The 25,155-nt window shown below is 59.5% G+C and carries 21 protein-coding genes and 2 other annotated features; of the genes, 17 read left to right on the top strand and 4 right to left on the bottom strand.

The features are described 5' to 3' along the window. Positions 1-36: 36 nt before the first annotated feature. Complete coding sequence (locus tag DBQ51_RS12260) at positions 37-2,658, bottom strand: valine--tRNA ligase (protein WP_107631688.1); 2,622 nt, start codon at positions 2,656-2,658, stop codon at positions 37-39. Positions 2,659-2,710: 52 nt separating this feature from the next. Beyond that, positions 2,711-2,924: a binding site (T-box leader), on the bottom strand. Between the two features lie 142 nt (positions 2,925-3,066). Next, positions 3,067-3,306 (top strand) — a binding site (T-box leader). Between the two features lie 66 nt (positions 3,307-3,372). Here DBQ51_RS12260 and pheS point away from each other — a divergent pair. The 17 genes from pheS (at position 3,373) to DBQ51_RS12180 (ending at position 22,181) form a co-directional block, all read left to right on the top strand. Further along, positions 3,373-4,392, top strand: coding sequence for a phenylalanine--tRNA ligase subunit alpha (pheS, locus tag DBQ51_RS12255; protein WP_107631687.1), 1,020 nt, complete (start codon positions 3,373-3,375; stop codon positions 4,390-4,392). 328 nt (positions 4,393-4,720) lie between these two features. After that, entirely contained in the window at positions 4,721-7,129 is a 2,409-nt protein-coding gene (gene pheT / locus DBQ51_RS12250; protein ID WP_107631686.1) for a phenylalanine--tRNA ligase subunit beta, read from the top strand. Between the two features lie 264 nt (positions 7,130-7,393). Further along, a complete protein-coding gene (locus tag DBQ51_RS12245) occupies positions 7,394-7,639 on the top strand; it encodes an IreB family regulatory phosphoprotein (protein ID WP_031475480.1) in 246 nt (81 codons plus the stop codon). A 301-nt stretch (positions 7,640-7,940) separates the two neighbouring features. Beyond that, positions 7,941-9,881, top strand: coding sequence for a YgiQ family radical SAM protein (locus tag DBQ51_RS12240; RefSeq protein ID WP_107631685.1), 1,941 nt, complete (start codon positions 7,941-7,943; stop codon positions 9,879-9,881). Between the two features lie 63 nt (positions 9,882-9,944). Next, positions 9,945-10,442: an MATE family efflux transporter gene (locus DBQ51_RS12235; protein ID WP_107631684.1), complete on the top strand. Its 498-nt coding sequence runs from the start codon at positions 9,945-9,947 to the stop codon at positions 10,440-10,442. A gap of 213 nt (positions 10,443-10,655) precedes the next feature. Further along, positions 10,656-11,522 carry a class I SAM-dependent methyltransferase gene (locus DBQ51_RS12230; protein ID WP_054326370.1) on the top strand — a complete coding sequence of 289 codons (867 nt, stop codon included), beginning with the start codon at positions 10,656-10,658 and terminating at the stop codon, positions 11,520-11,522. A 78-nt stretch (positions 11,523-11,600) separates the two neighbouring features. Next, positions 11,601-11,729, top strand: a complete 129-nt coding sequence (locus tag DBQ51_RS17380) for a hypothetical protein (RefSeq protein WP_256435195.1) — start codon at positions 11,601-11,603, stop codon at positions 11,727-11,729. A gap of 22 nt (positions 11,730-11,751) precedes the next feature. Then, positions 11,752-12,600: an energy-coupling factor transporter ATPase gene (locus tag DBQ51_RS12225; RefSeq protein WP_054326369.1), complete on the top strand. Its 849-nt coding sequence runs from the start codon at positions 11,752-11,754 to the stop codon at positions 12,598-12,600. A gap of 60 nt (positions 12,601-12,660) precedes the next feature. Beyond that, positions 12,661-13,530 carry an energy-coupling factor transporter ATPase gene (locus DBQ51_RS12220; RefSeq protein WP_054326368.1) on the top strand — a complete coding sequence of 290 codons (870 nt, stop codon included), beginning with the start codon at positions 12,661-12,663 and terminating at the stop codon, positions 13,528-13,530. Further along, positions 13,530-14,342 carry an energy-coupling factor transporter transmembrane component T family protein gene (locus DBQ51_RS12215; protein ID WP_107631683.1) on the top strand — a complete coding sequence of 271 codons (813 nt, stop codon included), beginning with the start codon at positions 13,530-13,532 and terminating at the stop codon, positions 14,340-14,342. The genes DBQ51_RS12220 and DBQ51_RS12215 overlap by 1 nt, the downstream gene beginning before the upstream one ends. Continuing rightward, positions 14,339-15,109: a tRNA pseudouridine(38-40) synthase TruA gene (gene truA, locus DBQ51_RS12210; protein ID WP_107631682.1), complete on the top strand. Its 771-nt coding sequence runs from the start codon at positions 14,339-14,341 to the stop codon at positions 15,107-15,109. Before DBQ51_RS12215 ends, truA begins: the two co-directional genes overlap by 4 nt. 98 nt (positions 15,110-15,207) lie before the next feature. Further along, complete coding sequence (locus tag DBQ51_RS12205; protein ID WP_054326365.1) at positions 15,208-16,470, top strand: DUF5711 family protein; 1,263 nt, start codon at positions 15,208-15,210, stop codon at positions 16,468-16,470. Continuing rightward, complete coding sequence (locus tag DBQ51_RS12200) at positions 16,460-17,065, top strand: CvpA family protein (protein WP_159068175.1); 606 nt, start codon at positions 16,460-16,462, stop codon at positions 17,063-17,065. The genes DBQ51_RS12205 and DBQ51_RS12200 overlap by 11 nt, the downstream gene beginning before the upstream one ends. A 37-nt stretch (positions 17,066-17,102) precedes the next feature. Continuing rightward, a complete protein-coding gene (locus DBQ51_RS12195; RefSeq protein WP_107631680.1) occupies positions 17,103-19,403 on the top strand; it encodes an ATP-dependent Clp protease ATP-binding subunit in 2,301 nt (766 codons plus the stop codon). A gap of 154 nt (positions 19,404-19,557) precedes the next feature. Beyond that, complete coding sequence (locus tag DBQ51_RS12190; RefSeq protein ID WP_054326363.1) at positions 19,558-20,112, top strand: hypothetical protein; 555 nt, start codon at positions 19,558-19,560, stop codon at positions 20,110-20,112. Positions 20,113-20,285: 173 nt separating this feature from the next. Further along, complete coding sequence (locus DBQ51_RS12185) at positions 20,286-20,783, top strand: RNA polymerase sigma factor (protein ID WP_054326362.1); 498 nt, start codon at positions 20,286-20,288, stop codon at positions 20,781-20,783. 3 nt (positions 20,784-20,786) lie between these two features. Continuing rightward, the gene (locus DBQ51_RS12180) at positions 20,787-22,181 is read left to right on the top strand and encodes a DUF4179 domain-containing protein (RefSeq protein ID WP_107631679.1); all 1,395 of its coding nucleotides are present in this window, start codon (positions 20,787-20,789) and stop codon (positions 22,179-22,181) included. A 103-nt stretch (positions 22,182-22,284) separates the two neighbouring features. On the opposite strand, the gene DBQ51_RS12175 is transcribed toward DBQ51_RS12180, so the two are convergent. The 3 genes from DBQ51_RS12175 to DBQ51_RS12165 are packed head-to-tail and all read right to left on the bottom strand — an operon-like array spanning position 22,285 to position 25,154. Next, on the bottom strand, positions 22,285-23,319 hold the full coding sequence (locus tag DBQ51_RS12175) for a galactitol-1-phosphate 5-dehydrogenase (protein ID WP_107631678.1): 1,035 nt from the start codon (positions 23,317-23,319) through the stop codon (positions 22,285-22,287). A 17-nt stretch (positions 23,320-23,336) separates the two neighbouring features. Then, positions 23,337-24,158, bottom strand: coding sequence for a sugar phosphate isomerase/epimerase family protein (locus tag DBQ51_RS12170; RefSeq protein ID WP_107631677.1), 822 nt, complete (start codon positions 24,156-24,158; stop codon positions 23,337-23,339). A gap of 15 nt (positions 24,159-24,173) precedes the next feature. Further along, complete coding sequence (locus DBQ51_RS12165) at positions 24,174-25,154, bottom strand: ABC transporter permease (protein ID WP_107631676.1); 981 nt, start codon at positions 25,152-25,154, stop codon at positions 24,174-24,176. Between the last annotated feature and the right edge of the window lies 1 nt (position 25,155).

The raw sequence follows: 25,155 nt of genomic DNA, 5'->3' as shown, positions 1-25,155 counted from the left end.
AGGAAGCGCGGCTTCCTCCTTTTTCCTCTGTTCGTTTTATCCCAGCGCGGCGATAGACTCCTCGAGCTTGGCGAGGTGCTCGCGCAGCTTTTCCGCCTTCTCCCGCTCGACCGCGACGATCTTTTCCGGCGCCTTTTGGGTAAAGCTCGGATTATCCAGCTTTTTCATCACAAACGCGATGTCATCCTCGACCTTGGCCTTCTCCTTTTCGAGGCGCGCGCGCTCGGCGGCGAAGTCGATCAGGTCACCCATCGGCATATAGAGCTGCGCGTCGCCCGTGACGACACTTGCCATTTTGGCCGCGTCCGCGGGTACTGCGTCCACCAACTCGATCGCGGAGGCATAGGCCAGCTTGGGGAAGAAGCCCGCACCGGCGGCGAAGGTATCGCGCTTCTCGGTCAGGATCAGCACCTTGGCCTTTTTGGAGGGCGGCACGTTCATCTCGCTGCGGCGGTTGCGGATCGCGCGCACCGCGTCCATCAGGGTCTCCATCTGCGCTTCCTCTTCCGCAAAGCGCAATGTTTCGTCATACTGCGGCCATTGAGACACCATCACCGACGGCCCCTCGTGCGGCAGCGCCTGCCAGATGGTTTCGGTGATGAACGGCATGAACGGATGCAACAGCTGCATCGCGCCCGACAACACATAGCATAGCACCTGCTGCACTTTCTCGTCGCCCGCCTGCAAGCGGGTCTTGGCGATCTCAATATACCAGTCGCAGAAGTTATCCCAGATGAAGTCGTTCAGCTTCGCGGCGGCCAGGCCCAACTCATACTGGTCGATGTTGCGGGTGACCTCGGCCACCAGCGTGTTATATTTGGAGACGATCCACTTGTCCTCAAGCGCGAGGTCGGCGGGCAGCGACGCCGCCTTGTCCCTGCCAATCGTCAGGTTCATCTGGATGAAGCGGGACGCATTCCAGATCTTGTTGCAGAAGTTGCGGCTCGCCTCGACGCGCTCGGTCGAGAAGCGCATGTCATTGCCGGGGCTGTTGCCGGTCGCGAGCGTGAAGCGCAGCGCGTCCGCGCCATACTGGTCGATGACCTCCAGCGGGTCGATGCCATTACCGAGCGATTTGGACATCTTGCGGCCCTGCGCATCGCGCACCAGACCGTGGATATACACGGTCTCGAACGGCGTCTCGCCCATATGCTCGACGCCCGAAAAGATCATGCGCGCCACCCAGAAGAAGATGATATCGTACCCCGTGACCAGCGTGGAAGTCGGGTAGAAGTAGTCAAGCTCCGGCGTTTTTTCCGGCCAGCCGAGCGTGGAGAACGGCCACAGCGCGGACGAGAACCAGGTATCCAGCACGTCCTCCTCCTGGCGGACGTTTTTGCTGCCGCACTTCGGGCAGACGTGGACGTCTTCCTTGGAGACGGTCATTTCGCCGCAGTCGTCGCAGTAAAACGCCGGAATGCGGTGGCCCCACCAGAGCTGACGCGAGATGCACCAGTCATGCACGTTCTCCATCCAGCGCAGGTAGGTCTTGGCGAAGCGGTCCGGCACGAACCTGGTCTTGCCCTCGTGTACCACGTCCATTGCGGGCTTCGCCAGCGGCGCCATCTTGACGAACCACTGCGCGGAGGTCATCGGCTCAACGGTCGTGCCGCAGCGGTAGCAGGTGCCGACGTTGTGCTCGTGGTCCTCGGTTTTGACAAGGTAGCTGCCCTCCTCGAGGTCACGGATAACCGCCTTGCGGCATTCGTAGCGGTCCATCCCCTCGTACTTGCCGCCGTTTTCGTTGACGGTCGCATCCTCGTTGAACACGAGGATCTGCTCAAGGTTGTGGCGCTGTCCCATCTCGAAGTCGTTCGGGTCATGGCATGGCGTGACCTTGACGCAGCCCGTGCCGAATTCCATATCGACGTACTCATCGCCGAAGATCGGGATCTCACGGTTCATGATTGGCAGGATGCAGGTCTTGCCGATCAGATGCTGATAGCGCTCGTCGTTCGGGTTGACGGCCACGCCGGTGTCGCCCATAAAGGTTTCCGGACGGGTGGTGGCGACCACCAGGTCGCCTGAGCCGTCCGCCAGCGGGTAACGGATGTGCCACAGCTTGCCCGGCTGGGTTTCGTACTCAACCTCGGCGTCCGAAAGCGCGGTCGCACAGTGCGGACACCAGTTGATAATGCGGTGTCCCTTGTAGATCAGGCCCTTATCATACAGGTTGACGAACACCTCGCGCACGGCCTTGGAGCAGCCCTCGTCCATGGTGAAGCGCTCGCGTTCCCAGTCGCAGGAGGAGCCGAGCTTTTTGAGCTGGCTGATGATGCGGTTGCCGTACTGGTGCTTCCAGTCCCACACGCGCTCGAGGAACTTCTCGCGGCCAAGGTCATAGCGGGTCTTGCCCTCCTCCTTGCGGAGCGTCTCCTCCACCTTGATCTGGGTGGCGATGCCCGCGTGGTCGGTGCCGGGCATCCACAGCGCCTCATAGCCCTGCATACGCTTGGTGCGGATGAGAATGTCCTGCAGCGTTTCATCGAACGCATGGCCCATGTGGAGCTGGCCGGTCACGTTCGGAGGCGGGATAACGATGGTGTAGGGTTTCTTGTCCGGATTGACCTCGGCGTGGAAAAAGCCGGAATCGTTCCAGAAGCTGTACAGCTTGTCCTCGACCGATTTCGGGTCGTAGGTCTTTGGCAGTTCGCTCATTGGTCTGTCTCCTTTTCGGTTTGATTGCGGAAAACAAAAAGGCACGCTGTCCGTACAGGACGAAGCGTGCTCCGTGGTACCACCTGAATTCGCGGCAATGCCGCCGCGCACTCGTTTGCCCGTAACGTGGGCGGGACGGGACAGCCTACTGGCATTCGGCCTCCTGCTCCAAAGCGACTTTCTTCCCTCCGCCCAAGGGCTTGCACCGACCGCCCTCTCTCTGCAGCGCGCGAAGCGGGAATACTCCTCTTTTTCATCGCATTTTGCATATCAACTTTAACAGTATATCCAAAAACCGCAGATTTGTCAAGCGGCGCGGCACCCCCTCTTTCCTGCCTGTCAAAAAAAACATGCCTTCCACTTGCAATCCCCCGAAAGATGTGGTTTAATATTACTGTCTATGAATACCAAACTGCGATGAACAGGGAAAGTAACGCCATCCCCCTCTTTTCAGAGAAGGCGGCCTTTGGCTGCAAGCCGCCCAAAGAGACATGACGCGAAGTTCCCCTGCGAGCACCGGCGCTGAACGGCTTTTCCAGTAGGCGCAGGCGGGTTGACGCCCCGTTACCGGCGTTCAATGAGCGCCCGGCTCCGGCTGGGAATCAGGGTGGTACCACGGAAGCTGCTTTTATGCCTTTCGTCCCTAATTCATGGGACGAAAGGCTTTTATTTTGTCCCAAACGCTGATTTTTCATATAAAAAGGAGAGGCAACCATGAAAGAAAAGCTGCAAGGCATCCTGCAGGCCGCAAAGGAACAGCTTGCCGCCGCCGCGGACCCGCGCGCGCTTGACGAAGCGCGCGTCAAGTTCCTTGGCAAAAAAGGAGAGCTGACCGCGCTCCTCAAGGGCATGAAGGACGTTGCCGCAGAGGAACGCCCGGCCGTAGGCCAGCTCATCAACGACGTGCGCGCCGAGATCGAAACCATAATCGAAAAGCAGAAGCTGGTCATTGAGCAGGCCGCGCTCGCGCACAAGCTGGAGGCCGAAACAATCGACGTGACCCTGCCGGGCGAGGAGGTCGTGATCGGCAAAAAGCATCCGCTCAACATCGTGCTGGATGAGTTCAAGGAAATTTTCCTCGGCCTGGGCTTCTCGATCGCAGAAGGTCCGGAGGTCGAGCTTGACCATTACAATTTCGAAGCACTCAACATCCCCAAGGACCATCCTGCGCGCGACACGCAGGACACCTTCTATATCTCGGACAACGTGGTGCTGCGCACGCAGACCTCCCCGATGCAGGTGCGCACGATGGAGAAGAAAAAGCCGCCCATCCGCATCATCGCGCCCGGCCGTGTGTACCGCTCGGATGCGGTGGACGCGACCCACTCCCCGCTGTTCCACCAGATCGAGGGGCTGGTCGTCGATAAGGGCATCCGCATGTCGGACCTCAAGGGTATCCTCGAGCTGTTCGCCAAAAAGCTGTACGGCGAGGACACGGTCGTCCGTTTCCGCCCGCACCACTTCCCGTTCACCGAGCCGTCGGCGGAAATGGACATCCAGTGCTACCGCTGCCACGGCGAAGGCTGCCCGCTCTGCAAAGGCGAGGGCTGGATCGAGATCCTCGGCTGCGGCATGGTACACCCCAAGGTACTTGAGATGAGCGGTATCGATCCGGAGGAATACTCGGGCTACGCGTTCGGCATCGGCCTGGAGCGCATGGTCATGGGCCGCTTCAAGATCGACGACATCCGCCTGTTCTATGAAAACGACGTGCGGTTTTTGGAGCAATTTTAACGCGCTCGCGTGCTTATAAGGGACTTCACAAGTCCCTTATATACGAAAACCGGTCCCGAAGGAACCGGTCTTCGACACCCGAACGTCGCCGCCCAGGGCGGCTGGGTCGGGGTGTCAAAGATCAGGCATGTCCTCACTTTTGACGGGCGCGCCATGCGCGCATAAAACAGAAAACCGCGAGCATGTATCAGGGTTTTGATACCAGAGCGGAGAAAAGTTTCGCCCGTCGGAACCTTTCGCAGCCTAGAACGCGTCCGAACCATGGTTCGGCGCGTCCCCCTCGATTGAAACCGTGGTTTCAATCGAAAAATTTCAAGGAGGAATTTTTGTGAAACTGTCGCTTTCCTGGCTTTCGGATTATACCGATATTTCCGGCGTCACGCCCAAGGAGTATGACGCACGGCTTACCATGTCCGGCTCCAAGGTCGAGGAGGTTTTCTACCTCGGCGCGGAGATCGAAAACGTCGTGACCGGCAAGGTGCTGTCGGTCATTGACCATCCGGACTCCGACCATCTCAAAATCTGCCAGCTCGACGTGGGGCAGGGCGAGCCTGTCCAGATCGTCACCGGCGCGCCCAACGTGACCCCCGATTCGGTGGGTGAGGTCTGCCCTGTCGCGCTGCACAAGTCCACCCTGCCCGGCGGGGTCAAGATCACCAGAGGCAAGCTGCGCGGCGAGGTCTCCAACGGCATGATGTGCTCGTTCCAGGAGCTGGGCCTGACCCACGGCTGCGTACCCTATGCGTGCGAGAACGGCATCCTGTTTCTGCCCGCGGGTACTCCGGTGGGCGAGGATATCAAAAAGGTACTCGGCCTGGACGAATATGTCGCGGATTTTGAGATCACCTCCAACCGTCCGGACTGTCTGAGCGTTATCGGCCTGGCGCGTGAGACCGCCGCTACCTTTGACCGCCCGTTCGCAGTCAAGTCCCCCCTGGTCAAGGGCGTGGGCGATGATATCAACAAGCATATGTCGGTCGAGGTCAAGGATCCTGACCTGTGTCCGCGCTACACCGCACGTCTGGTGCGCAACATCAAGATTGAGCCCTCGCCCGTGTGGATGCGCGAGCGCCTGCATGCCTCCGGTGTGCGGCCGATCAACAACATCGTCGATATTACCAACTACGTCATGCTCGAGTATGGCCAGCCCATGCACGCGTTCGACTATTCCTGCCTGTCGGACGGCAAGATCGTCGTGCGCCGCGCGCGTAACGGCGAGTCCATCCAGACCCTGGACGGCCAGGACCACGATCTGACCGACAAAATGCTCGCCATCTGCGACAACGACAAGCCGGTCGCGGTCGCGGGCGTGATGGGCGGCGCGAACTCCGAGATCGAGGACGACACCAAGACCGTTGTGTTCGAGTCCGCGTGCTTCCACGGCGCGACCGTCCGCGTGACCGCCAAGGCGCTCGGCATGCGCACCGAGGCGTCCGGCCGCTTTGAAAAGGGCCTCGACCCCCGCATGACGCTCGACGCGGTCAACCGCGCCTGCGAGCTGGTCGAACAGCTCGGCGCGGGCGAGGTCATCGACGGCATCATCGACGTGGACAACTCCGACCCCAACCCCAAGCGTCTACCCTTTGAACCGGATAAAATGAACGGCCTGCTCGGCCTGTCCCTGTCCGATGCGGAGCAGCAGGCTTACCTCGAGAAGCTGGGCTTCACAGTCGAAAGCGGCGAGGTCATCGTGCCGAGCTTCCGCACGGACATCGCGCGCATGTGCGACCTCGCGGAGGAAGTCGCGCGCATGTACGGCTACGACAAGATCCCGACCACGCTGTATGCCGGCGAGATGGTGCAGGGCGAATACACGCCCAGGCAGCAGGCCGAGCGCGCCGCGGCGCTGGTCTGCCGCGAGGCGGGCTTTGACGAAGCCATGAGCCACTCGTTCATCTCCCCGAAGTTCTATGACATGATTGGCTGGGCCGAGGACGACCCACGCCGCATCTCTACCACGATTTTGAACCCGCTCGGTGAGGATTTCAGCGTCATGCGCACGACCGTGCTGCCCTCGATGCTGGAATCGCTTGCGCACAACCACGCGCACCGCAACCCGACTGCGTCGCTCTACGAGCTAGGCACAATCTATACCCCGTCCATCAAGGACGGCAAGGCCGATCCGGACGTGCTCCCGCACGAGGAAAAGGTGCTGACGCTTGGCTCGTACGGCCGTCTGTCCTTCTTCCAGCTCAAGGGCGTGATCGAGGCGTTGTGCCGTGAGCTCAACATTAAGGGCGTGCAGTTCGTGCCGGAGAAGGCGAACCCGTCCTATCACCCGGGCCGCTGCGCAAACGTGCTGATCGGCGGCGAGCAGGTCGGTGTATTCGGCACCGTGCATCCCACGGTCGCAGACCGCTACGGCTTGTCCGGCGAGGTGCTGGCGGCTGAGCTGCGCATGGATGCGCTGTTCGCATCCATTGATCCCAGCAAGCTGTACCACCCGCTGCCCAAGTTCCCTGCGTCGACCCGTGACATCGCGGTGCTGGTGGACGATGCCATTCCAGCGGCCTCTATGCAGGCTGCGATCGAAAAGGCTGCCGGCACGATCCTCGAGTCGGTCAAGCTGTTCGACGTGTATAAGGGCAAGGGCATCCCGGAGGGCAAAAAATCCGTGGCCTACTCGCTGTCCATGCGCGCGCCCGACCGCACGCTGACCGACGAGGAGTGCGACAAGGCGATGAAGAACGCGCTGGCGGCACTCGAAAAGTCGTTCGGCGCGGTCCTGCGCAGCTGATAACAGACCGGTTTTCCAGAAGCGGGCGGTATAACCGCCCGCTTTCTGTTTGGGTTCGCATGCCCCCGCTGTGCAGGGGGAGCTTTTCCCAGACTTCCCTGACGGTAACCAATCCTGCCACAGTACGGCTTGCGAACCGCACTGTGGCAGGGTTGGAAAAAGATTTCGCCCCCATTTCGGCCGATAAGGGCTTTACTTTTCCGTTGTTTTGTATTATGCTGTTTATAGCAAAAACCAACCGGTAGGATCGGAAAGGAGACAGACATGCTTGACGGCACAAGAAAATTCAGCCTTGTAGACGAGTCCAACAAGGAGATGAAGCGCACGCTGACCGCAGTATATGACGCGCTGAAGGAGAAGGGTTATAACCCGATCAACCAGATCGTAGGCTATCTCCTCTCCGAGGACCCGACGTACATCACCAACCACAATAACGCGCGCAGCCTGATCTGCAAGATCGACCGCGACGAGCTGATGCAGGAGCTGGTGCAGTTCTACCTCGATAACTGAGGCGGGGCTTGACAAACGGCGCAGGACCGTTATAATGAAAAGTAGCAAAGGGCAGTCCGGCAAAGACGGTTGACCCTAAGTATCTATCATTTCAAAAAATGACCGTACCCGGGGCAAGTGGGCGGTCATTTTTTTATGGTCTTGACGATTTCAAGAAGGCGCAGCATCAAAATAATCTGCCGCACACTCTCCATAAAACCACCTTCTCTGCAGGAGCGTGGCCAACCGCTTTTTCGTCTTTCCGGACCGCTTACTTCTATGGTATACGTCTTTTCACGCTTTGCAAAGCGAAAGGGGATTTATGAACGGTTTTCTCCCGATTTCCAAACAGGATATGCAGGATCGCGGCTGGTTCTACTGCGATTTCCTGCTCGTCACCGGCGATGCCTATGTCGATCATCCCTCGTTCGGCACCGCGATCATTTCTCGTGTGCTCGAGGACGCGGGCTACAGAGTCGCCATCCTCAGCCAGCCGGATTTCCGCGACGAGCGCGACTTCCTCGCCATGGGCCGGCCGCGTTACGCGGTACTTATCAACGGCGGCAATATCGACTCCATGGTCGCGCACTACACCGCAGCCAAAAAGCGTCGTTCGGACGACGCCTACACCCCCGGCGGCAGGGCGGGCAAGCGCCCCGACCGCGCGGTGACCGTTTACGCCATGCTTGCGCGGCGCGCATTTCCGGAGGTGCCGGTCTACCTCGGCGGCATCGAGGCCAGCCTGCGCCGCTTTGCACACTATGACTACTGGGCCGACCGCGTGATGCCCTCCATTTTGGAGTCCACGGGCGCGGACGGGCTGATGTACGGCATGAGCGAGCGCTCGGTGCTCGAGCTGGCGCGCAACCTGAAGCACGGCAAAAAGGGCGCGGACGCCTGCGTGGGTGTGCGCGGCACGGCCTATCTGGCGCACGATGTGGAGGGACTGGCGTTCGACGCGGTCGAATGCCCCTCCTACGAGGATGTATGCGCACGCAAGGCGGACTACGCCCGCTCGGTCAAAACGCAGTACGACGAGCAGGACCATGTGCGCGGCAAGGCGATTTTACAGCGCCACGGCAGGCGCGTGATGGTCCAGAACCCGCCCTCCCTCCCGCTGACCACCACGGAGATGGACCATGTGTACGCCCTGCCCTATATGCGCGCCTACCACCCGTCCTATGAGACGCTGGGCGGCGTACCCGCGATTCAGGAGGTGCAGTTTTCCATCATCCACAACCGCGGCTGCTTCGGCGCGTGCAATTTCTGCGCGCTCGCCTTCCATCAGGGACGGTACATCCAGGCACGCAGCCATGAAAGCGTGATCGCGGAAGCCAAACAGATCGTGCAGATGCCCGGCTTCAAGGGCTACCTCCACGACGTCGGCGGGCCGACCGCGAATTTCCGCTTCCCCGCTTGCAAGCAGCAGGAGGAACACGGCCTGTGCAAAAACAAGCGCTGCCTCTTTCCGTCCGCGTGCCAAAACCTCGAAGCCGACCACACGGATTACCTGAGTCTGCTGCGCGCGCTGCGCCAGCTCAACGGCGTTAAAAAGGTATTCGTGCGCAGCGGCCTGCGCTATGACTACATGATGGCCGACCATAACGACGCGTTTTTCCGCGAGCTGGTTGAGCACCATATCTCGGGTCAGCTCAAGGTTGCGCCCGAACACATGAGCGATAACGCATTGTATTATATGGGAAAACCATCATTTTCTGTATACGAACAGTTCCGCGAGCGGTACGCCCGCATCAACCAGAAGCTGGGCCGCAAGCAGTATCTGGTCCCCTATCTGATGAGCTCCCACCCGGGCGCGACACTGGACGACGCGATCCTGCTGGCGGAATACCTGAACAGAGTCGGCTATATGCCCGAGCAGGTGCAGGACTTCTACCCCACCCCGGGTACGCTCTCGACCGCGATGTACTACACCGGACTTGACCCGCGCACGATGCAGCCGGTCTATGTGGCCAAAACACCCGAGGAAAAGGCCATGCAGCGCGCGCTGCTCCAGTGGCGGCGGCCGGACAAGCGGCCGATCGTGCTGGCGGCGCTCAAAAAGGCCGGGCGCGAGGATCTGATCGGCTACGGCAAGGGCTGTCTGATCCGCCCGCACCGCGGCGAGCAGCCGCCCACGGCGGCGAAAAAGCCATCCGCCCCGGCGAAGAAGGCCGCGGCCGGCCGCGCGCCGGCCCGCACAGGGATGGGCCGCCCCTCCGCACCCAAAAAGAAAGGCTGGGCCAAGGCCAAGCGCAAAAAATAAATCCACACCGGCCGTTGACAAACGGCCGGTGTTTCCCTGGCAAACATCATCCTCGACCCCATCATGATCCTTTCGCTGGATTGGGGCGTGGCCGGAGCCGCCACCGCCACCGTGATCGGCAGCATCTGCGCCTGCGTCTTTTACCTGTGCTACTTCCTGCGCGGAGTGGTCAATTTCTTGGTCGTCTGCACCACGGTGAGGCGCGCGGTTCTGACCGCGGCCTACTACTTCGCTGCGGACCGCATCATCTCGGTGTTCATCAATGACGCAGACGTGATCCAAGCGGGCGTACCCATGTTGCGCGCGCTGATGCTGTCCATGCCTGTACTCCGCATCCTGTTCGTGCTGCAGGCTATGGGACGCGCGGCCGCGTCGCTGGCGCTGGCAGGCAGCCGGCAAGGCTTCGTATTCGTCCCCTGTCTGTTCCTGTTCAACGCCCTGTTCGGGCTGGACGGCATTATCTTTACCCAGCCGATCGCCGACCTGTTCTCCGTGGTCATGTCGGTGGTGATGTTCATAACCATCACTCGCAAGCTGACGCGGCAGGCGCAGACCGCCTGACTCCGCCGCCCCGCCTTTCTCAAAACCGGACTGCGGCCGCAGTCCGGTTTGCTTTTCCGGCGCTTCGGACGGCGTACACAGTCTGCTTTCGCCGTTTTTCATAAAAACCCGCCCCTTCGGTGGGATTTCTTTTGCATTGCGCCGCCCGCTTTTTGGTGTTAGAATAGATACTGATAAATTGTGTAAATCTCTCACAGAACGAGGAATGTGTTTATGTGGATTGCGGACAATTGGAAAGATTACGCTGTGCTTGACTGCGGCGGCGGCGAAAAGGCCGAACGCTGGGGCACTCAAGTGCTGGTGCGGCCGGACCCGCAGGCCATCTGGCCGCGCGAGGCGTCCTGCCGCGCGTGGGACAGGCCCAACGCCATCTACCACCGTTCGAACGCGGGCGGCGGCAGGTGGGAAATCCGCAGCCTGCCCGAGCAGTGGGCCATCCGCTACCGTGAGCTGACGTTCCAGCTCAAGCCCATGAGCTTCAAGCATACCGGCCTGTTCCCCGAGCAGGCCGCCAACTGGGATTTCATTGACCGCATGGTGCGGAACGCGGGCCGGCCGGTAAGCGTACTCAACCTGTTCGCCTACACGGGCGGCGCAACGCTCGCGGCAGCGGCAGCGGGCGCGTCGGTCTGCCATGTGGACGCTTCCAAGGGGATGGTCCAGTGGGCGCGCGAAAACGCTGCCTCCTCTGGCCTTTCCGACCGCCCGATCCGCTGGATCGTGGACGACTGCAAAAAGTTCGTCCAGCGCGAGATCCGGCGCGGCCGCAAATACGACGCGGTCATCATGGACCCGCCGAGTTACGGACGCGGCCCCTCGGGCGAGACCTGGAAGATCGAGGAGGACGTGGCCGAGTTTGTCGCAATGACGATGAACGTATTGTCGGATAAGCCGCTGTTCGTACTGATCTCCAGCTATTCCACCGGACTGGCTCCGTCCGTCATGGCCTATCTGCTCGGCATCACGGCGGCCAAACGCACCGCGGGGCGCATCGAGGCGCAGGAGCTTGGCCTGCCGGTCGAGTCGACCGGACTGGTATTGCCGTGCGGGTCGAGCGCGCGGTTTATTGCGGCGGAATAACGGATACGGCTGTATCCAGCGTGTAAAACGCAGGGTACGGCACGAACTGCTTTCTGATGGAGGAAGGTGGGAAAACTAATGCTGCAAAGTTTGCTTTTTAATTTGTTTATGTATCTCCCTGATATCCTTTTCCTGATTCTGTTGTATTTTGTCGTCAAAAAAGCGGTCAAGGACGCGATTGACGAGTCCAACCGACCGAAATTCTGATTGTTTTAAGGATGAAAAAGCTATGTCCGAGATCATCAAAACAGAAAACCTGCAATACGCCTATCCCGCGGAGGAGGGACAGCTTTCCGTACCTGTTCTGAAGGGCGTGGACCTTTCGATCAAGCGCGGCGAATTCGTCGCCGTGCTGGGGCATAACGGCTCGGGCAAGTCCACCCTCGCGGGCTGCTTCAACGCCATCCGTCTGCCGACGGGCGGCGTGTGCTATGTCGATATGATGGACACGCGGGACGAGAGCAACACCTATGAGGTGCGAAAGACCGTCTCCATGGTGTTCCAGAATCCGGACAACCAGCTTGTCGCCACGGTCGTGGAGGAGGACGTTGCGTTCGCGCTCGAAAACATGGGCGTGCCGCCCGCCGAAATCCGCAAACGGGTGGACGAAGCGCTCCGCGCGGTCGGCATGTACGAATACCGCAAGCAGGCGCCGCACCGCCTGTCCGGCGGACAGAAGCAGCGTGTGGCCATCGCGGGCGTGATCGCCATGATGCCGCGCTGCGTGGTGCTTGACGAGCCCACCGCCATGCTCGACCCCCAGGGGCGGCGCGAGGTCATGGCGGTCGTGCGTGAGCTGAACCGCCAGTACGGCATCACGGTCATCCTGATCACGCACCACATGGACGAGGCCGTGCAGGCGCAGCGCGTGGTGGTCATGCATCAGGGGAACGTGCTGATGGACGGTACGCCGCGCGAGATATTTACGCAGGTGGACACGCTGCGCGCCGCGTCGCTCACCGTGCCGCAGACCATTGAGGTGCTGCACAGCCTCAACCGGCAGGACGGCGAAGCCTTGCCGATCGACGCGCTTTCCATCGGTGAATGCGCGGATATCCTGGAGCAGTATCTGGCATAGCGGCCAGAAGTGCCGCGCGCCTTTCACCCCGCACATCAATCCATATGGGAGGAGAACCCATTGTCAACGATTCTTGAAACACGGGGCCTGACCTACGTTTACGGGGCAGGCACCCCCTTTGAGCGCACCGCGCTCGACCATGTTGACCTGAAAATACAAAAGGGCGAGATCCTTGGCGTGATCGGCCACACCGGTTCGGGCAAGTCCACTCTGATCCAGCATTTTAACGGCCTTCTCAAGCCCGCCTCAGGCGAGGTGTTGCTGGATGGACAGCCCATCTGGAACGAAAAGGGCAAATGCGCGCGCGAAACCCGTTTCCGCGTCGGCCTGGTGTTCCAGTATCCGGAATACCAGCTTTTCGAGGAGACGATCGCCCGGGATATCGCTTACGGCCCGACCAACATGAAACTGCCGCAGGATGAGATCGACGAACGCGTGCGTGAATCCATGGATGCGGTTGGACTGGACGCAAGCCTTGCCAGCCAGTCTCCATTTGCGCTGTCCGGCGGCCAGAAGCGCCGCGTCGCCATCGCGGGCGTAATTGCCATGCGTCCGGACGTGCTTGTGCTGGACGAGCCGACCGCCGGCCTCGACCCTGCCGGACGGGATGAGATCCTCAGCCTTGTCAAGCGGTACCACGACCAGTCCGGCGCGACCGTGCTAATCGTTTCGCACTCCATGGAGGACATCGCCCGGCTGGCCAACCGCCTGCTCGTGATGAACCACGCGAAGATCCTGTTCTGCGACACCCCGCGCGAGGTATTCTCCCACGCGGAGGAGATCGTCGCGGCCGGTCTCGACATCCCCATGATTACCAAGGTCATGCTCGAGCTGAAAAAACGCGGACATGCCGTGGACACCTCGGTATTCACCGTCGCGCAGGCCTTGGAAGCGCTGCGTGCCTGCAAGCGGAAGGAGGCGGCGCACTGATGCTCAAGGACATTACCATCGGCCAGTTTTTCCCCGGCGACAGCGCGGTACACCGGCTTGATCCACGGGTTAAGATCGTATTGACAATCGTGTTCATCATCGCGCTGTTTCTGGCGGGCGGTCCGGTTTCCTATGCGGCCGTGATTGCTTTCCTTGCCGTGGTCATCGGCATTTCCGGCATTTCCCTCCGTCTTGTCGTGCGCGGGCTTCGGCCGGTCCTGTTCATCATCGCGTTCACCGCGGTGCTAAACCTGTTCTACACGCCCAGCGCCACGGGCGAATATCTGTGGCAGTGGGGCTTCCTGCATATCTCCTGGGAGGGCGTCAAGGTCGCGTTCTTCATGGTGCTGCGCCTGATGCTGCTCATCATCGCGACCTCCATGCTGACTTATACCACCTCCCCCATCCAGTTGACCGACGGACTGGAGCGCCTGCTCTCGCCGCTGAAAAAGCTGCACGCGCCCGTACATGAGCTTTCCATGATGATGTCGATCGCGCTGCGCTTCATCCCGACGCTGATCGAGGAGACCGAAAAGATCATTTCCGCCCAGAAAGCGCGCGGCGCGGATTTTGACTCCGGCAATCTAATCCAGCGCGCCAAGGCAATGATCCCCATTCTGGTGCCGCTGTTCATCTCGGCGTTCCGCCGCGCGGATGAGCTGGCCACTGCGATGGAGTGCCGCCTGTACCGCGGCGACGTGGGGCGCACGCGCATGAAGCAGCTCCATATTGAACGCGTGGATATCTGTGCGTGCGTTATTTTCGCGGTTGTAATCGGCGCGGTGATCGCGCTGGGGCGGTACGGCCTATGAACATCGCGCTTATCCTCTCTTACGACGGGACGAACTACAACGGCTGGCAGGTACAGAAAAACGGTCCCTCCATCCAGGAGAGCATGGAAACCGCAGTCTTCCGTCTGCTCGGCCAGAAGGCGCATGTTTCCGGCGTGGGGCGCACGGACTCCGGCGTGCATGCGCGCCGGTATGTCGCAAGCTTTCGGGCGAACTGCACCATCCCGATGGCGCGCCTGCCCTATGCGCTGAACAGCTTCCTGCCCGATGATATCGCGGTTTCCGGCGCTGCCGCCGTTCCGGAGTCGTTCGACGCCCGCTTTGACTGCACCAAAAAGGAATATGCGTACTATATCTATCCCTCGGCCCTGCGCGACCCGTTCCATGCCCGCTACGCCTACCGATACCACTACCCGCTCGACCTTGCGAAAATGCAGCAGGGCGCGCAGCGCTTTGTCGGCAGGCAGGACTTTGCTGCCGTGCGCAGCCAGGGTTCGCCAGTCAAAAGCACGGTGCGCACCGTGTTCTGGTGCGAGGTCGAGCCGGTGGGCGGGCTCATCCGCATCCGCGTCTGCGGCGACGGGTTCCTGTACAACATGGTGCGCGCCATCGCAGGCACGCTGGCCTATGTGGGCGGCGGGAAGCTGACACCGGACGACGTCACCGCGATCCTGCGGTCGGGCGACCGAGAGCAGGCCGGCCCCACCCTGCCCGCGAACGGGCTGTTCATGAACCGCCTGTGGTATGAGCATACCCCCGCGCTCGACCCGTTCCAGCTCGGAAGCTGAACCCGTTTTTATGCGGCCTGTTCCATATGCGCCCGATAATTTAATTTTTATTCACATTTTTATCCCCAAAACGCGATACAATGAGGAGGCGGAAGCATTTGACCACAAAGACCAGGAAAACAAAACAAAATATCATCCGTTTCCCGTCCTCCAAAAAAGAACGGCGCAGGCTACTGCTCGAAAGCAAGGATATCCGCGTGCGCATTGTCACCACGCTGCGAACCGCCTGCGGCTGGCTGCTTGTGATCGCGGTTTTCCTGTTCCTGCTTTCCAATTACCGGCTTTTCACGCCCGCTTCCATCCAAAGCCTTGCCAGCTATGCGATCGCGGGCCTGCGGGAGCATGGGGGCGACGCGACCACAATCGCCTATGAAAACGGCTCGTTTTCCGATGCGGCGCTGTTTGAATCCGGCCTGGCCTATGCGGACAGCGATTCCCTGTTCCTTGCCAAGCCCGGCGGCCTGGTAACGCTGCGGCAGACGCTCGGCTATACCGCCCCCGTGGTGGAAGCCTGTGACGATTACGTTCTCGCCTTTGACTGCGGCGGCACGAAAGCCGTGCTGGCCAATTCGGTCTCCGCCGCTGCGGAGCTGGAGCTGACCTCCCCAATCATCACCGGCAGCATTGCCGAAAACGGCCATTTTGCGCTCGTTACAGACGAGCAGGGCTACCGCACCGCGGCGGCCGTATATGATACCAGCGGCAAAGAGGTTTTCAAATACCAATCCTCGGAATACTATATCGTATCGGCCGCGCTCTCGCCAGATGGCAAAACGCTCGCCGCGCTGGCCTTCCGGCAGGACGGGGTCATGCTCGACTCCCACCTGCTGCTTTATACCGTTTCCAGCGGCGAACTGGCTGCGGACGCGGTGCTGGAAGGGACGCTCGGCATTGACGTCCGCTTCCTGTCCAACGGTACAGCCGCCATCCTGGCGGATGACGGGCTTTATCTGGCCGACCGGAAGGGTGGAACTGAACATGTGCTGACCTTTGTTTCCAGCGACCTGCTCGCCTTTTCCATGCAGAACGGCGCGGTCGTACTCGCCACCCGCTCCTATTCCGGCGGCGCGCGCAGCGACCTGTATACCGTACAGGAGGATGGCGTGCTGAACGGTCCTTTCTTCCTGTCCGAGGAGCCGTCCGCGGTTTCCCTGTCAAACGCGGGCTTTGCCGTGCTCACTTCCTCCGGCGTATCGGTATATGACAGCAGCGCTGCCCCGCTCTGGCACAACAGCGAGGCTGTCGGCGCGCGCAGCGTGCTGCTGACGGATGACGGCACTCTGTTCGCCCTATACGCAAAAAACACGCGGCTGTTTACCGCGCATTCTGAACAATCCGAGGATATCTCCCATGCAAGCTGATCTATTATTAGACCTGCTCAACCTGCCGGACCTCGTCATTCTCGCGGTGGTGCTGATCTGTATGGTTCTGGGCTTCCGGCGCGGCTTCTTCGGTTCGCTGTACGGCTTGGTCGGTAAGCTCATTGCCCTGGCGGCGGCGTTCTTTGCCGCGCGCGCCGCCGCCCCTATTGTTGCCAAGTGGGTCGTAACCCCCATTGTGGGCGATATTTTTCAAAATCAGGCCGCGCTGGGCGAGGCCGCCGGCCTGCTTGACGGGCTGCGCCAGACCGTGACCGAGGCCGCGACCAGCATGGCCGAAAGCATCGCTTTTCTGCTTCTGCTTCTGCTGTGCGCGATCCTGTTCGGCTGGATCATCAGCTTTGCGGCCAAAAGCCTGCACTTTATCGCCCACCTGACGCCGCTCGGCATTCTGGATTCGCTCGCCGGCGGTATCGTTGGCGCCGCGACCGGCCTTGTTCTGGTTGCCCTGTTGCTGCTCGGCATTGAGTGGTTTTTCCCCATCACCTACTCCTCGCTCGGCTGTCTTTCGCCTGAGCGAGTGTCAAATACCCTACTGCTGGCAAAACTGATGGATATACTGCCGGTGGCGATCTAACCGCGCCCCCCTACTTCCGAAAAGGAGATTTCACATTATGAACATGCCAATGTGCTCGCGATGCAAAAAAAATATCGCGGTCGTCTTCATCACCAAGATCGAAGGGCCGGACAAAACGACCCAGGAGGGCCTGTGCCTGAAATGCGCGCGCGAGCTGGGCGTCAAGCCGCTCGACAATATCATGGAGCAAATGGGCATCACCGAGGACGACCTCGAGGCCCTTTCAGGCGAGATCGGCTCGCTGTCCGACCTGAACGACCTAGTGCCTGCCGGCTCGGACGGGGCGGACGACGACGCGCCTCACGAAACCGACCCTGCGGCGCCGGTCCCGTCCTCCCCCGCCCCACCCCTGCCGCCGCAGACGCCACTGCGCGACAGCGCACGCACGCGCACGCAGGCGCCCCCGCGCGAGGATAAAAAGCGCAAATACCTGAACAACTACTGTGAAAACCTGACGCGCAAAGCCGCCGAGGGCCGCATCGACCATATCGTCGGCCGCGACCGCGAAACCGACCGCGTCATCCAGATCCTCAACCGCCGCCAGAAGAACAACCCCTGTCTGATCGGCGAGCCCGGCGTGGGCAAGACCGCCGTGGCCGAAGGGCTGGCGGTGCGCATCAACGAGGGCAAGGTGCCGTTCAAGATGCGGAACAAGGAGGTCCACCTGCTCGATCTGACCGCGCTCGTCGCGGGTACGCAGTTCCGCGGGCAGTTTGAGAGCCGCATGAAAGGCCTGATCGACGAGGTGAAAAAGCTCGGCAACATCATCCTGGTGATCGACGAGGTGCATAATATCGTCGGCGCGGGGGATTCCGAAGGCTCGATGAACGCGGCCAACATCCTCAAGCCCGCGCTCGCGCGCGGCGATATCCAGGTCATCGGCGCGACCACGCTCAAGGAATACCGCAAGTATATTGAAAAGGACGCCGCGCTCGAGCGCCGCTTCCAGCCGGTGTATATCGGCGAGCCGTCGGTCGCGGAGACCACCGAAATCCTCAAGGGCATCCGCTCTTATTACGAAACCTTCCACGGCGTGACCGTGTCCGACGAGATGTGCCGCCGTGCCGCCGAGATGAGCGAGCGCTATATCACCGACCGTTTCCTGCCCGACAAGGCCATCGACCTGATTGACGAAGCCTGCTCGCGTCTCAATCTGGACTCCCCGCAGCTTTCCGAAATCCCCGCGCTCCAAGCGGAGCTGGAAAGCCTGCAGACCCAGCTCGACCTGCTGACCCAGTCCAGCGCGCGCACCGATCAGGAGGACACTTACGCCCGCATCGCCGCCTGCCGCCAGCGCCTGCTGCAGGTGGAAGGCCGGCTGCACGAGCTGCTGACCCAGCCCGCCCCAGCGGTTGACGAGCAGCTCCTCGCCTCGGTCATTGAGATCTGGACCGGCATTCCAGCCTCCAAGGTCGCGGCGCAGGAATCCGCGCGGCTGCGGGATATGGAGAGCCGTCTCAAATCACATGTGATCGGCCAGGACGAGGCCGTGGACGCGGTCTGCGCGTCCATCCGCCGCTCGCGCGCGGGCATCAGCCCCAAGCGCAAGCCCGCGTCTTTCCTGTTTGTCGGACCGACCGGCGTGGGCAAAACCGAGCTGGTCAAACAGCTCGCGCTCGACCTGTTCGATTCGCCGGACGCACTGGTGCGGCTGGATATGTCGGAATATATGGAAAAGCACACGGTTTCCCGCCTGATCGGTTCGCCCCCGGGCTATGTCGGCTATGACGAGGCCGGGCAGCTGACCGAAAAGATCCGCCGCCGCCCATACTCGGTCGTGCTGTTCGATGAGATCGAAAAAGCGCACCCCGATGTGCTCAACGCCCTGCTGCAGATCCTTGACGACGGCCGCCTGACCGACGCGCATGGCCGCGTGGTGAGCTTTGAAAACACGGTGATCGTCATGACCTCGAACGCCGGCTCCGCGACCGGCGGCACGCCCGCGGGCTTCGGCCGCACGGTCTCCCAGCAGAGCAAGGAGCGCGCGATGAAGGCGCTGGAGGATATCATGCGTCCTGAATTCCTCAACCGTATCGATGAGATCATTGCGTTCAACCAGCTCACAAACGCCGATTTCCGCCGCATCGCCACCATCATGCTGGGCGAGTTGCGCGATACCCTGGCGGGCAAGCAGCTTCGCCTGACCTGGGACGACACGCTGCTTGACTACCTGACCGAAAGGTCGTTCTCCATCAAGTTCGGCGCGCGCAACCTGCGCCGCCTGATCGAAAAGGAGATCGAGAACCCGCTTGCAACTGCGATCGTCACAGGCGAGCGCCCGCTTTCCGGCGCATACCTGCACGCTGGGAATGGGAGGATCATTCTGGAAACGATCTAACCTTCTCCTCTGCTTTTACCACAGCCGGACGAATATCGTCCGGCTGTTTTTTTGTAAAACATTTATGAATTACAGCATACAGACAGGGACAAACCGCCGTTCATAGAGTATAATAGTGTTCATTCAAACACCATATTCCATAAGGAGGACGCATATGAGCCAATTAAAGGATTTTATTCATATCCTTTCCGGACGCTTCAACAACGCACAACAGTTCCACCTGCTGCAGGAACAGGGTGTGACGGACTTCCCCTATGCCGAGCATGTCAACACCCCGTGCAACAACAAGATTTCGGGCCTGCCTGAGGATTTTTCAGGTGTGTTCCTCATTGAGGAAAGTTATTATACGATCAACGGCCATACCAACGCTTCGTCACACCTGTTTCTTTTCACCGAAGAGGCACACGGGATTTGCCTGACTTCATTCGATCTCCCCTCAGGCTGCAGCAAAACCAATTTCACCTATGAAAGCATGCAGCCGGTCGCCTATACGGCGCTACGCGCATCAGAAAAGTTCACGCCTGCGGTCTACCGTCTGAAGGATGGCGTTTGGGAGGGCGGCAGTGAAAGTATGTTCACCCCCACGCTCAAATTCAAACTGTTCGAGCGTTTTTCGGATGAATTACTTGAGGTATCTGAAGTTATGGAGATGAACGGCAAGCGTACTTTCGGGTATGACCAGCCTATCCTTTACCGTCGTGCGCAATAAACAAAACCGCCTCTTTGGGGCGGTTTTTCCGTCAGCCGACACAGGAAAAACCAGGCCGGCCTATTTGCTCTCCCCACACAAGTACCGCGCCATAAAAAATCCCCCTGATCGGGAACATTCCCCCTCCCACACGCATCCTTATAATGTCCGGACAATGGAGACGAGGTGAAACGATGGAAATGATATTGACTGGTATGCAGGAGGATGCGCGCGAGCGTTTTGCCGCCGCAGTGACCGCACACCGGCACGCTATGTACCGCGCGGCGCGCGCCCTGCTCGACAGTGACGCGGACGCTGAGGACGCGGTCAGCGAAGCGACCTTACGCGCGTGGCAGGCATTCGGACGGCTGCGCGAGGAACGGGCGTTCAAGGGCTGGCTCATCAAGATCACGGTCAACTGCGCTTACGAGCATCTCCGCAAGGGCGCGCGCGTGACCTATACCGACGACCTCGAGCCGCTCGCGGGCGGCTCGGAGGATAAACACGACCTCGGCCTGTGGGACGCGGTCTGCCGTCTGCCGGAGGATCATCGGATCGCGACCGTGCTGTTCTATTACGAGGATATGACCACCGCCGAGATTGCCAAAACGCTCGGCGTGCGCGAAGGCACGGTGCGCAGCCGCCTTTCCCGCGCGAGGAACCGTCTGCGCATGCTGTTAAAGGAGGAATAGGGTATGACATTTGATGAAAAGCTGAAAGCGCGCGCCGCGCGGGAGGACTGCCCTACGCCCGACGGCTTTGACAGCCGTATGGACGCGCTGCTCGATACTCTGCCCGCGCGGACGGCACAGCCCGCAAAAAAGCGCCGCCCGCTCCGCATGGCTGTGTGCATCGCCGCAGCGGCCGCGCTGGTTGTAGGGGCTTCAGCGGCTGCACCCGCGATGCTGGAAATGACACGCAACGCAATCGATTACTTCAGCGGGAACCGCACTTCGGAATACGCCGCCCACCAGGAACGATATAAGGCCTATAACGCGGCGGTCGACACAAGCCAGACCATAGACGGCATAACGCTGACTATTGATAACATCGCGGCTGATGACAGCTATATCAATATTTTCTATACTATGTCGAGCAAGTCTCCGCTGGAACAGATTGGTGACAGCAGCGACCCCGAAAGCTGGCGTGCCGCTTGGTCTGCGCCTGTATTCTGGGCGGCAGTTGATGGCAAGGAACTGGATACAACAGGCGCTATTTTGAACGAGGCCTATTTTGAGGACGACTGCACGCTCAAGGGCCTGCATCGGCTGCCGCTCAAGCAATCGCTCCCTGACCAGTTTAACCTGTTACTATATACCGGCGGCAGCATCAATGGCATGCAGGACGCAGATTTTAAATTCGCGCTTTCGGTCGATAAAAGCTCAGTGGGTAGCCTGACAGTCGAACCGGAGCAGGACTTTACCGTCCGTTTCTCCGGTACGGACGAGAGGGGCAACGCCTATACGGTAGACCGCACGCCGCGCGTCGAGCGCGTATCTATCTCCCCGCTCAGTTCGTCCATCACACTCAGCGAGCGCGTGTCCGGCGATGCTATGCCATGGGACAGCTTCGTCCTGCGTGACGACAAGGGCAATTACCTGCCCCTCATCAGCGTCGGACTAACCGCCAGCGGCTTAGGCCGGTCGGTGAATCAGTTTGAATTTATCGGTGCGGACGAGGACACCAAATCTATCACATTGATCCCGTTCATGTCCAGCTACCATGCCCACGAGGTCAAGGGTGCGCTCGATGCGCTTCCGCTGACCGACCAAGGCAAAAACGGCCTGACACTCGAAAGTCTGGAGGTCGGCGCGGCCAAGGCTGTTGCCATCTTCTCCACTCACGGCGCGACCTGGATGGAAAACGGCCAGTTTAATCTGACAGACGCGGCTGGGAACAGCCTGTCGTTGAACAATGACGCTTACTTTGACAGCTATACCGACCGTGAGACTGGGAATATCATCGCCACCCTGTACTACCCCTGCGCGGCCGAGGAAGAGCTTTCCAGGGTCGCCGGCGTGTCCTTCTGGCAGCCGGACGACGATATGGAGCTGCTCGAAGAGCAGGCCGTTACGATCGATCTGCAATAAAATCCATACGTAATAAAAGAGCCTCAAAAGAGGCTCTTTTATTTTGCTGCCGCACAATATGAAAAAAAAGAGAAGAAAAAGAAGAAGCATTCGGTATCCCACATTAAGGCTGTAGTACCACCTTAATCAGACCAGGTTCTGCCGCATGCAGCCTATCAAACCATTCCGCACCGTCTGCAAGCGGCACGGCCGCACTGATCAGACTGTCTACATCAACCATCCGGTGTGCAATCAAATCAAGACAGATATCGTATTCCCCTGATGACGCACAGCTCCCATATAATGTAATCTGCTGTGTAACGCATTTCTGCAGTGGCAGCTCTGCTTTACGCGCTACATTACCGACCATAACCACACTTCCCCCCAGACGCACGCTGTCGATCGCGGTGTTCAACGTTTGTGAGATCCCAACCGCCTCAAAAGCGATATCCGCCCCGCGGCCGCCGCAGAGCGCACGGATTTCCGCAGCCGCATCCTCCCGCCCGGAGTGAATAACATGCGTTGCCCCCAATGCTTTGGCCAGTTCCAGCTTACGGTCATCCAAATCAACGACAACCAGTTCGGTTACGCCTGCGTTCCTAACCGCCTGCGTAAGCAGAAGCCCGATTGTCCCCGCGCCTATCACCACCGCTCTGTCCCCCATACGAATCGGCGCAACAGTGGACACGGCATGTACTGCAATGGACAGTGGCTCAACCATCGCAGCCTGCTCAAAGCTGACTGCATCCGGTATCCGGAATAAGGTTCTCGCCTTGATCGCCGCATATTCCGCCATTGCGCCCGCATTGGTATATTCGTCGCAGGAAACACCGAGTACCATCCGATTTTCACAAAGGTTGATCATACCATGCCGGCAATACCAGCAATTCCCGCAGAACACGGTAGAATCAAAGGTAACGCGATCGCCCACGGCAAAGCCTTTTACCGCGCGCCCCACCTGCTCGATCACACCGGCCGCTTCGTGTCCCATGATGATAGGAGGCTGCCGGCGTCCGCTCCCCCCGTCATACCCGTGTACATCGCTTCCACAAATCGCACACGCTTTGATATGTACCAGCACTTCATCTTCCGCAGGCACCGGCTTCGGAACCTCCTTGAGCTGAAGCTCATTATAAGCAGTCAATACCAGAGCTTTCATCTACCATACATCCCCTTTCACGCCTCATCCCAAGCCTGTTTGACAAAATGATAGGCGTCACGGATTCCTGCCAAGCCACAGCCGCTTGCTTCTTCAATACAGAGCCAGTTATCGAAGCCATGCCGCTTGATGTACTCGAAAAATGGCCGATTTGGCGTCACACCCGTTCCTATGGCCGCAGGGCAAAAGCGGCCGCGCTGCTCCATGTCGGTCACATGAATGGTTTCCAGGCGGTTTACGACAGATGGTACTACTTCGAGTGGATCTCCCCCAAAAGCAGTGATGTTCCCTGTATCAAAGTTCAGCCGGATATCTGTATCCTCTATCTGCCTGCAAATATCAAGGAAAACCGCCGGATCATATGTAAAGTCCACACGCGGCCATGCGCCCGGCTTGCCATGGTTCTCAAACACCAAGCCCACGCCATACTCTTTTCCTATTGGCGCAATGCGATGGAAATAATCCGATACCCATGCGATACCCTGCGCGCGATCCAGCTCCGGATGTGCCTGTCCCGCCAATATGCGCAGATAGCGAATATGCAGCTCTGAGGCAAGCGCAATATCCGCCTGCAGGTATAGGAATTCGCGCTCCCGCTGCACCGGATTTGGATTGGTAAAATCCGGATAGGTGGTCATCATCACAATCGGCATTCCGATTTCCTGCAGCTCCTGTTTCAAGGCGTTCAAATAGGTCGGTGTTCGGTTTTTGATGAACATAATGCTGATATCAATGCCGTCATAGCCGATTTCCTTTGCTTTGCGCGCCCACTGAGGCAAACTCATGCGCCCTGAACAAATCTCATCAAACAGCGAGACAGGCAAACAACTGATTTTCATACCGTTCTCCTTTTCTTATCCAGCGATTTCTGTACTACCGGTACCATTCGCCCGCGCGTGGGACTGCAGCATGACGACGAACAAGAGCAGCAGTCCGGTAATGATCGACTGCCACCATGAACTCAAGCTGCCTTGCAGATTAATCATGTTCGAAATCACACCAATGATAAATACGCCGATCGCCGTCCCCCCAAGGCCGCCGCGGCCGCCCGAAAGCAGGGTGCCACCAATCGCGGTCGCCGCAATCGCAGTCATTTCCCAACCGTCACATGTCACAGGCTGACCCGCACCTAAACGGGAAGCCAAAATCAATCCTGCCAGCCCTGCCAGCAAGCCATTTACCGTATAAACAGCGATCTTAATTTTTTCAGGTTGCAGCCCCATCATGCGGGCTGCTTCTTCATTCCCGCCCACTGCGTAAACATACCGTCCGGACCGTGTCCGGCGCGCAATATACAGCCCTGTAACCAGCAACAACACAAACAGCCATACCGGCGCCGGCACCCTCAACAGATAGCTTCGGGCAAACAATCGGAATGTTTCTGCCACACCTGTGTCCACACTGACCGAAACGCCCCCGTCTGTCATTACCAGAGCAATGCCGCGCGCCGCCATCATCATCCCCAGCGTAGCGATAAAGGGGGCGATTTGCAGCTTCGCAATAATGAGTCCGCTGAGCAGACCCATCGCCGTACAGACCGCCAACGGCACCAGGATCATTATTGCAAGACTACCCTTTGGGCTTAGGACTGCCGCCAGAACACTGGACAGCGCCGCAAGCGAACCAACTGAAAGGTCTATGCCTCCCGTCAAAATAACAAAGGTCATACCAAGAGAAATAATGCCGATCATGCTGTTCTGATTCAGGATATTCGTCACATTTCCGTACGATGCAAATTCCGGAAACAGCAGAGCCGCAGCCAGTATAAGGGCCAGCAGCGCAAACACTACGCCGTGCTTCTTACAGAACGCATAAAACAAGTTCTTTTTTTTCATA

This window comes from Agathobaculum massiliense, assembly GCF_900291975.1.
GTDB lineage: Bacteria > Bacillota > Clostridia > Oscillospirales > Butyricicoccaceae > Agathobaculum > Agathobaculum ammoniilyticum.
The sequence above is the reverse complement of the archived record's forward strand: the minus strand, read 5'-3'. Positions and strand labels throughout refer to the sequence as shown.

Bases quoted from the DNA above. Each gene is read 5' to 3' on its own strand.
- DBQ51_RS12175 (WP_107631678.1), bottom strand. From the start codon at position 23,319: ATGAAAGCTCTGGTATTGACTGCTTATAATGAGCTTCAGCTCAAGGAG.
- DBQ51_RS12235 (WP_107631684.1), top strand. From the start codon at position 9,945: ATGATCCTTTCGCTGGATTGGGGCGTGGCCGGAGCCGCCACCGCCACC.
- DBQ51_RS12190 (WP_054326363.1), top strand. From the start codon at position 19,558: ATGAGCCAATTAAAGGATTTTATTCATATCCTTTCCGGACGCTTCAAC.
- DBQ51_RS12170 (WP_107631677.1), bottom strand. From the start codon at position 24,158: ATGAAAATCAGTTGTTTGCCTGTCTCGCTGTTTGATGAGATTTGTTCA.
- pheS (WP_107631687.1), top strand. From the start codon at position 3,373: ATGAAAGAAAAGCTGCAAGGCATCCTGCAGGCCGCAAAGGAACAGCTT.
- DBQ51_RS12240 (WP_107631685.1), top strand. From the start codon at position 7,941: ATGAACGGTTTTCTCCCGATTTCCAAACAGGATATGCAGGATCGCGGC.
- DBQ51_RS12260 (WP_107631688.1), bottom strand. From the start codon at position 2,658: ATGAGCGAACTGCCAAAGACCTACGACCCGAAATCGGTCGAGGACAAG.
- DBQ51_RS17380 (WP_256435195.1), top strand. From the start codon at position 11,601: ATGCTGCAAAGTTTGCTTTTTAATTTGTTTATGTATCTCCCTGATATC.
- DBQ51_RS12200 (WP_159068175.1), top strand. From the start codon at position 16,460: ATGCAAGCTGATCTATTATTAGACCTGCTCAACCTGCCGGACCTCGTC.
- DBQ51_RS12185 (WP_054326362.1), top strand. From the start codon at position 20,286: ATGGAAATGATATTGACTGGTATGCAGGAGGATGCGCGCGAGCGTTTT.
- DBQ51_RS12165 (WP_107631676.1), bottom strand. From the start codon at position 25,154: ATGAAAAAAAAGAACTTGTTTTATGCGTTCTGTAAGAAGCACGGCGTA.
- DBQ51_RS12195 (WP_107631680.1), top strand. From the start codon at position 17,103: ATGAACATGCCAATGTGCTCGCGATGCAAAAAAAATATCGCGGTCGTC.
- truA (WP_107631682.1), top strand. From the start codon at position 14,339: ATGAACATCGCGCTTATCCTCTCTTACGACGGGACGAACTACAACGGC.
- DBQ51_RS12180 (WP_107631679.1), top strand. From the start codon at position 20,787: ATGACATTTGATGAAAAGCTGAAAGCGCGCGCCGCGCGGGAGGACTGC.
- DBQ51_RS12225 (WP_054326369.1), top strand. From the start codon at position 11,752: ATGTCCGAGATCATCAAAACAGAAAACCTGCAATACGCCTATCCCGCG.
- DBQ51_RS12215 (WP_107631683.1), top strand. From the start codon at position 13,530: ATGCTCAAGGACATTACCATCGGCCAGTTTTTCCCCGGCGACAGCGCG.
- DBQ51_RS12230 (WP_054326370.1), top strand. From the start codon at position 10,656: ATGTGGATTGCGGACAATTGGAAAGATTACGCTGTGCTTGACTGCGGC.
- DBQ51_RS12245 (WP_031475480.1), top strand. From the start codon at position 7,394: ATGCTTGACGGCACAAGAAAATTCAGCCTTGTAGACGAGTCCAACAAG.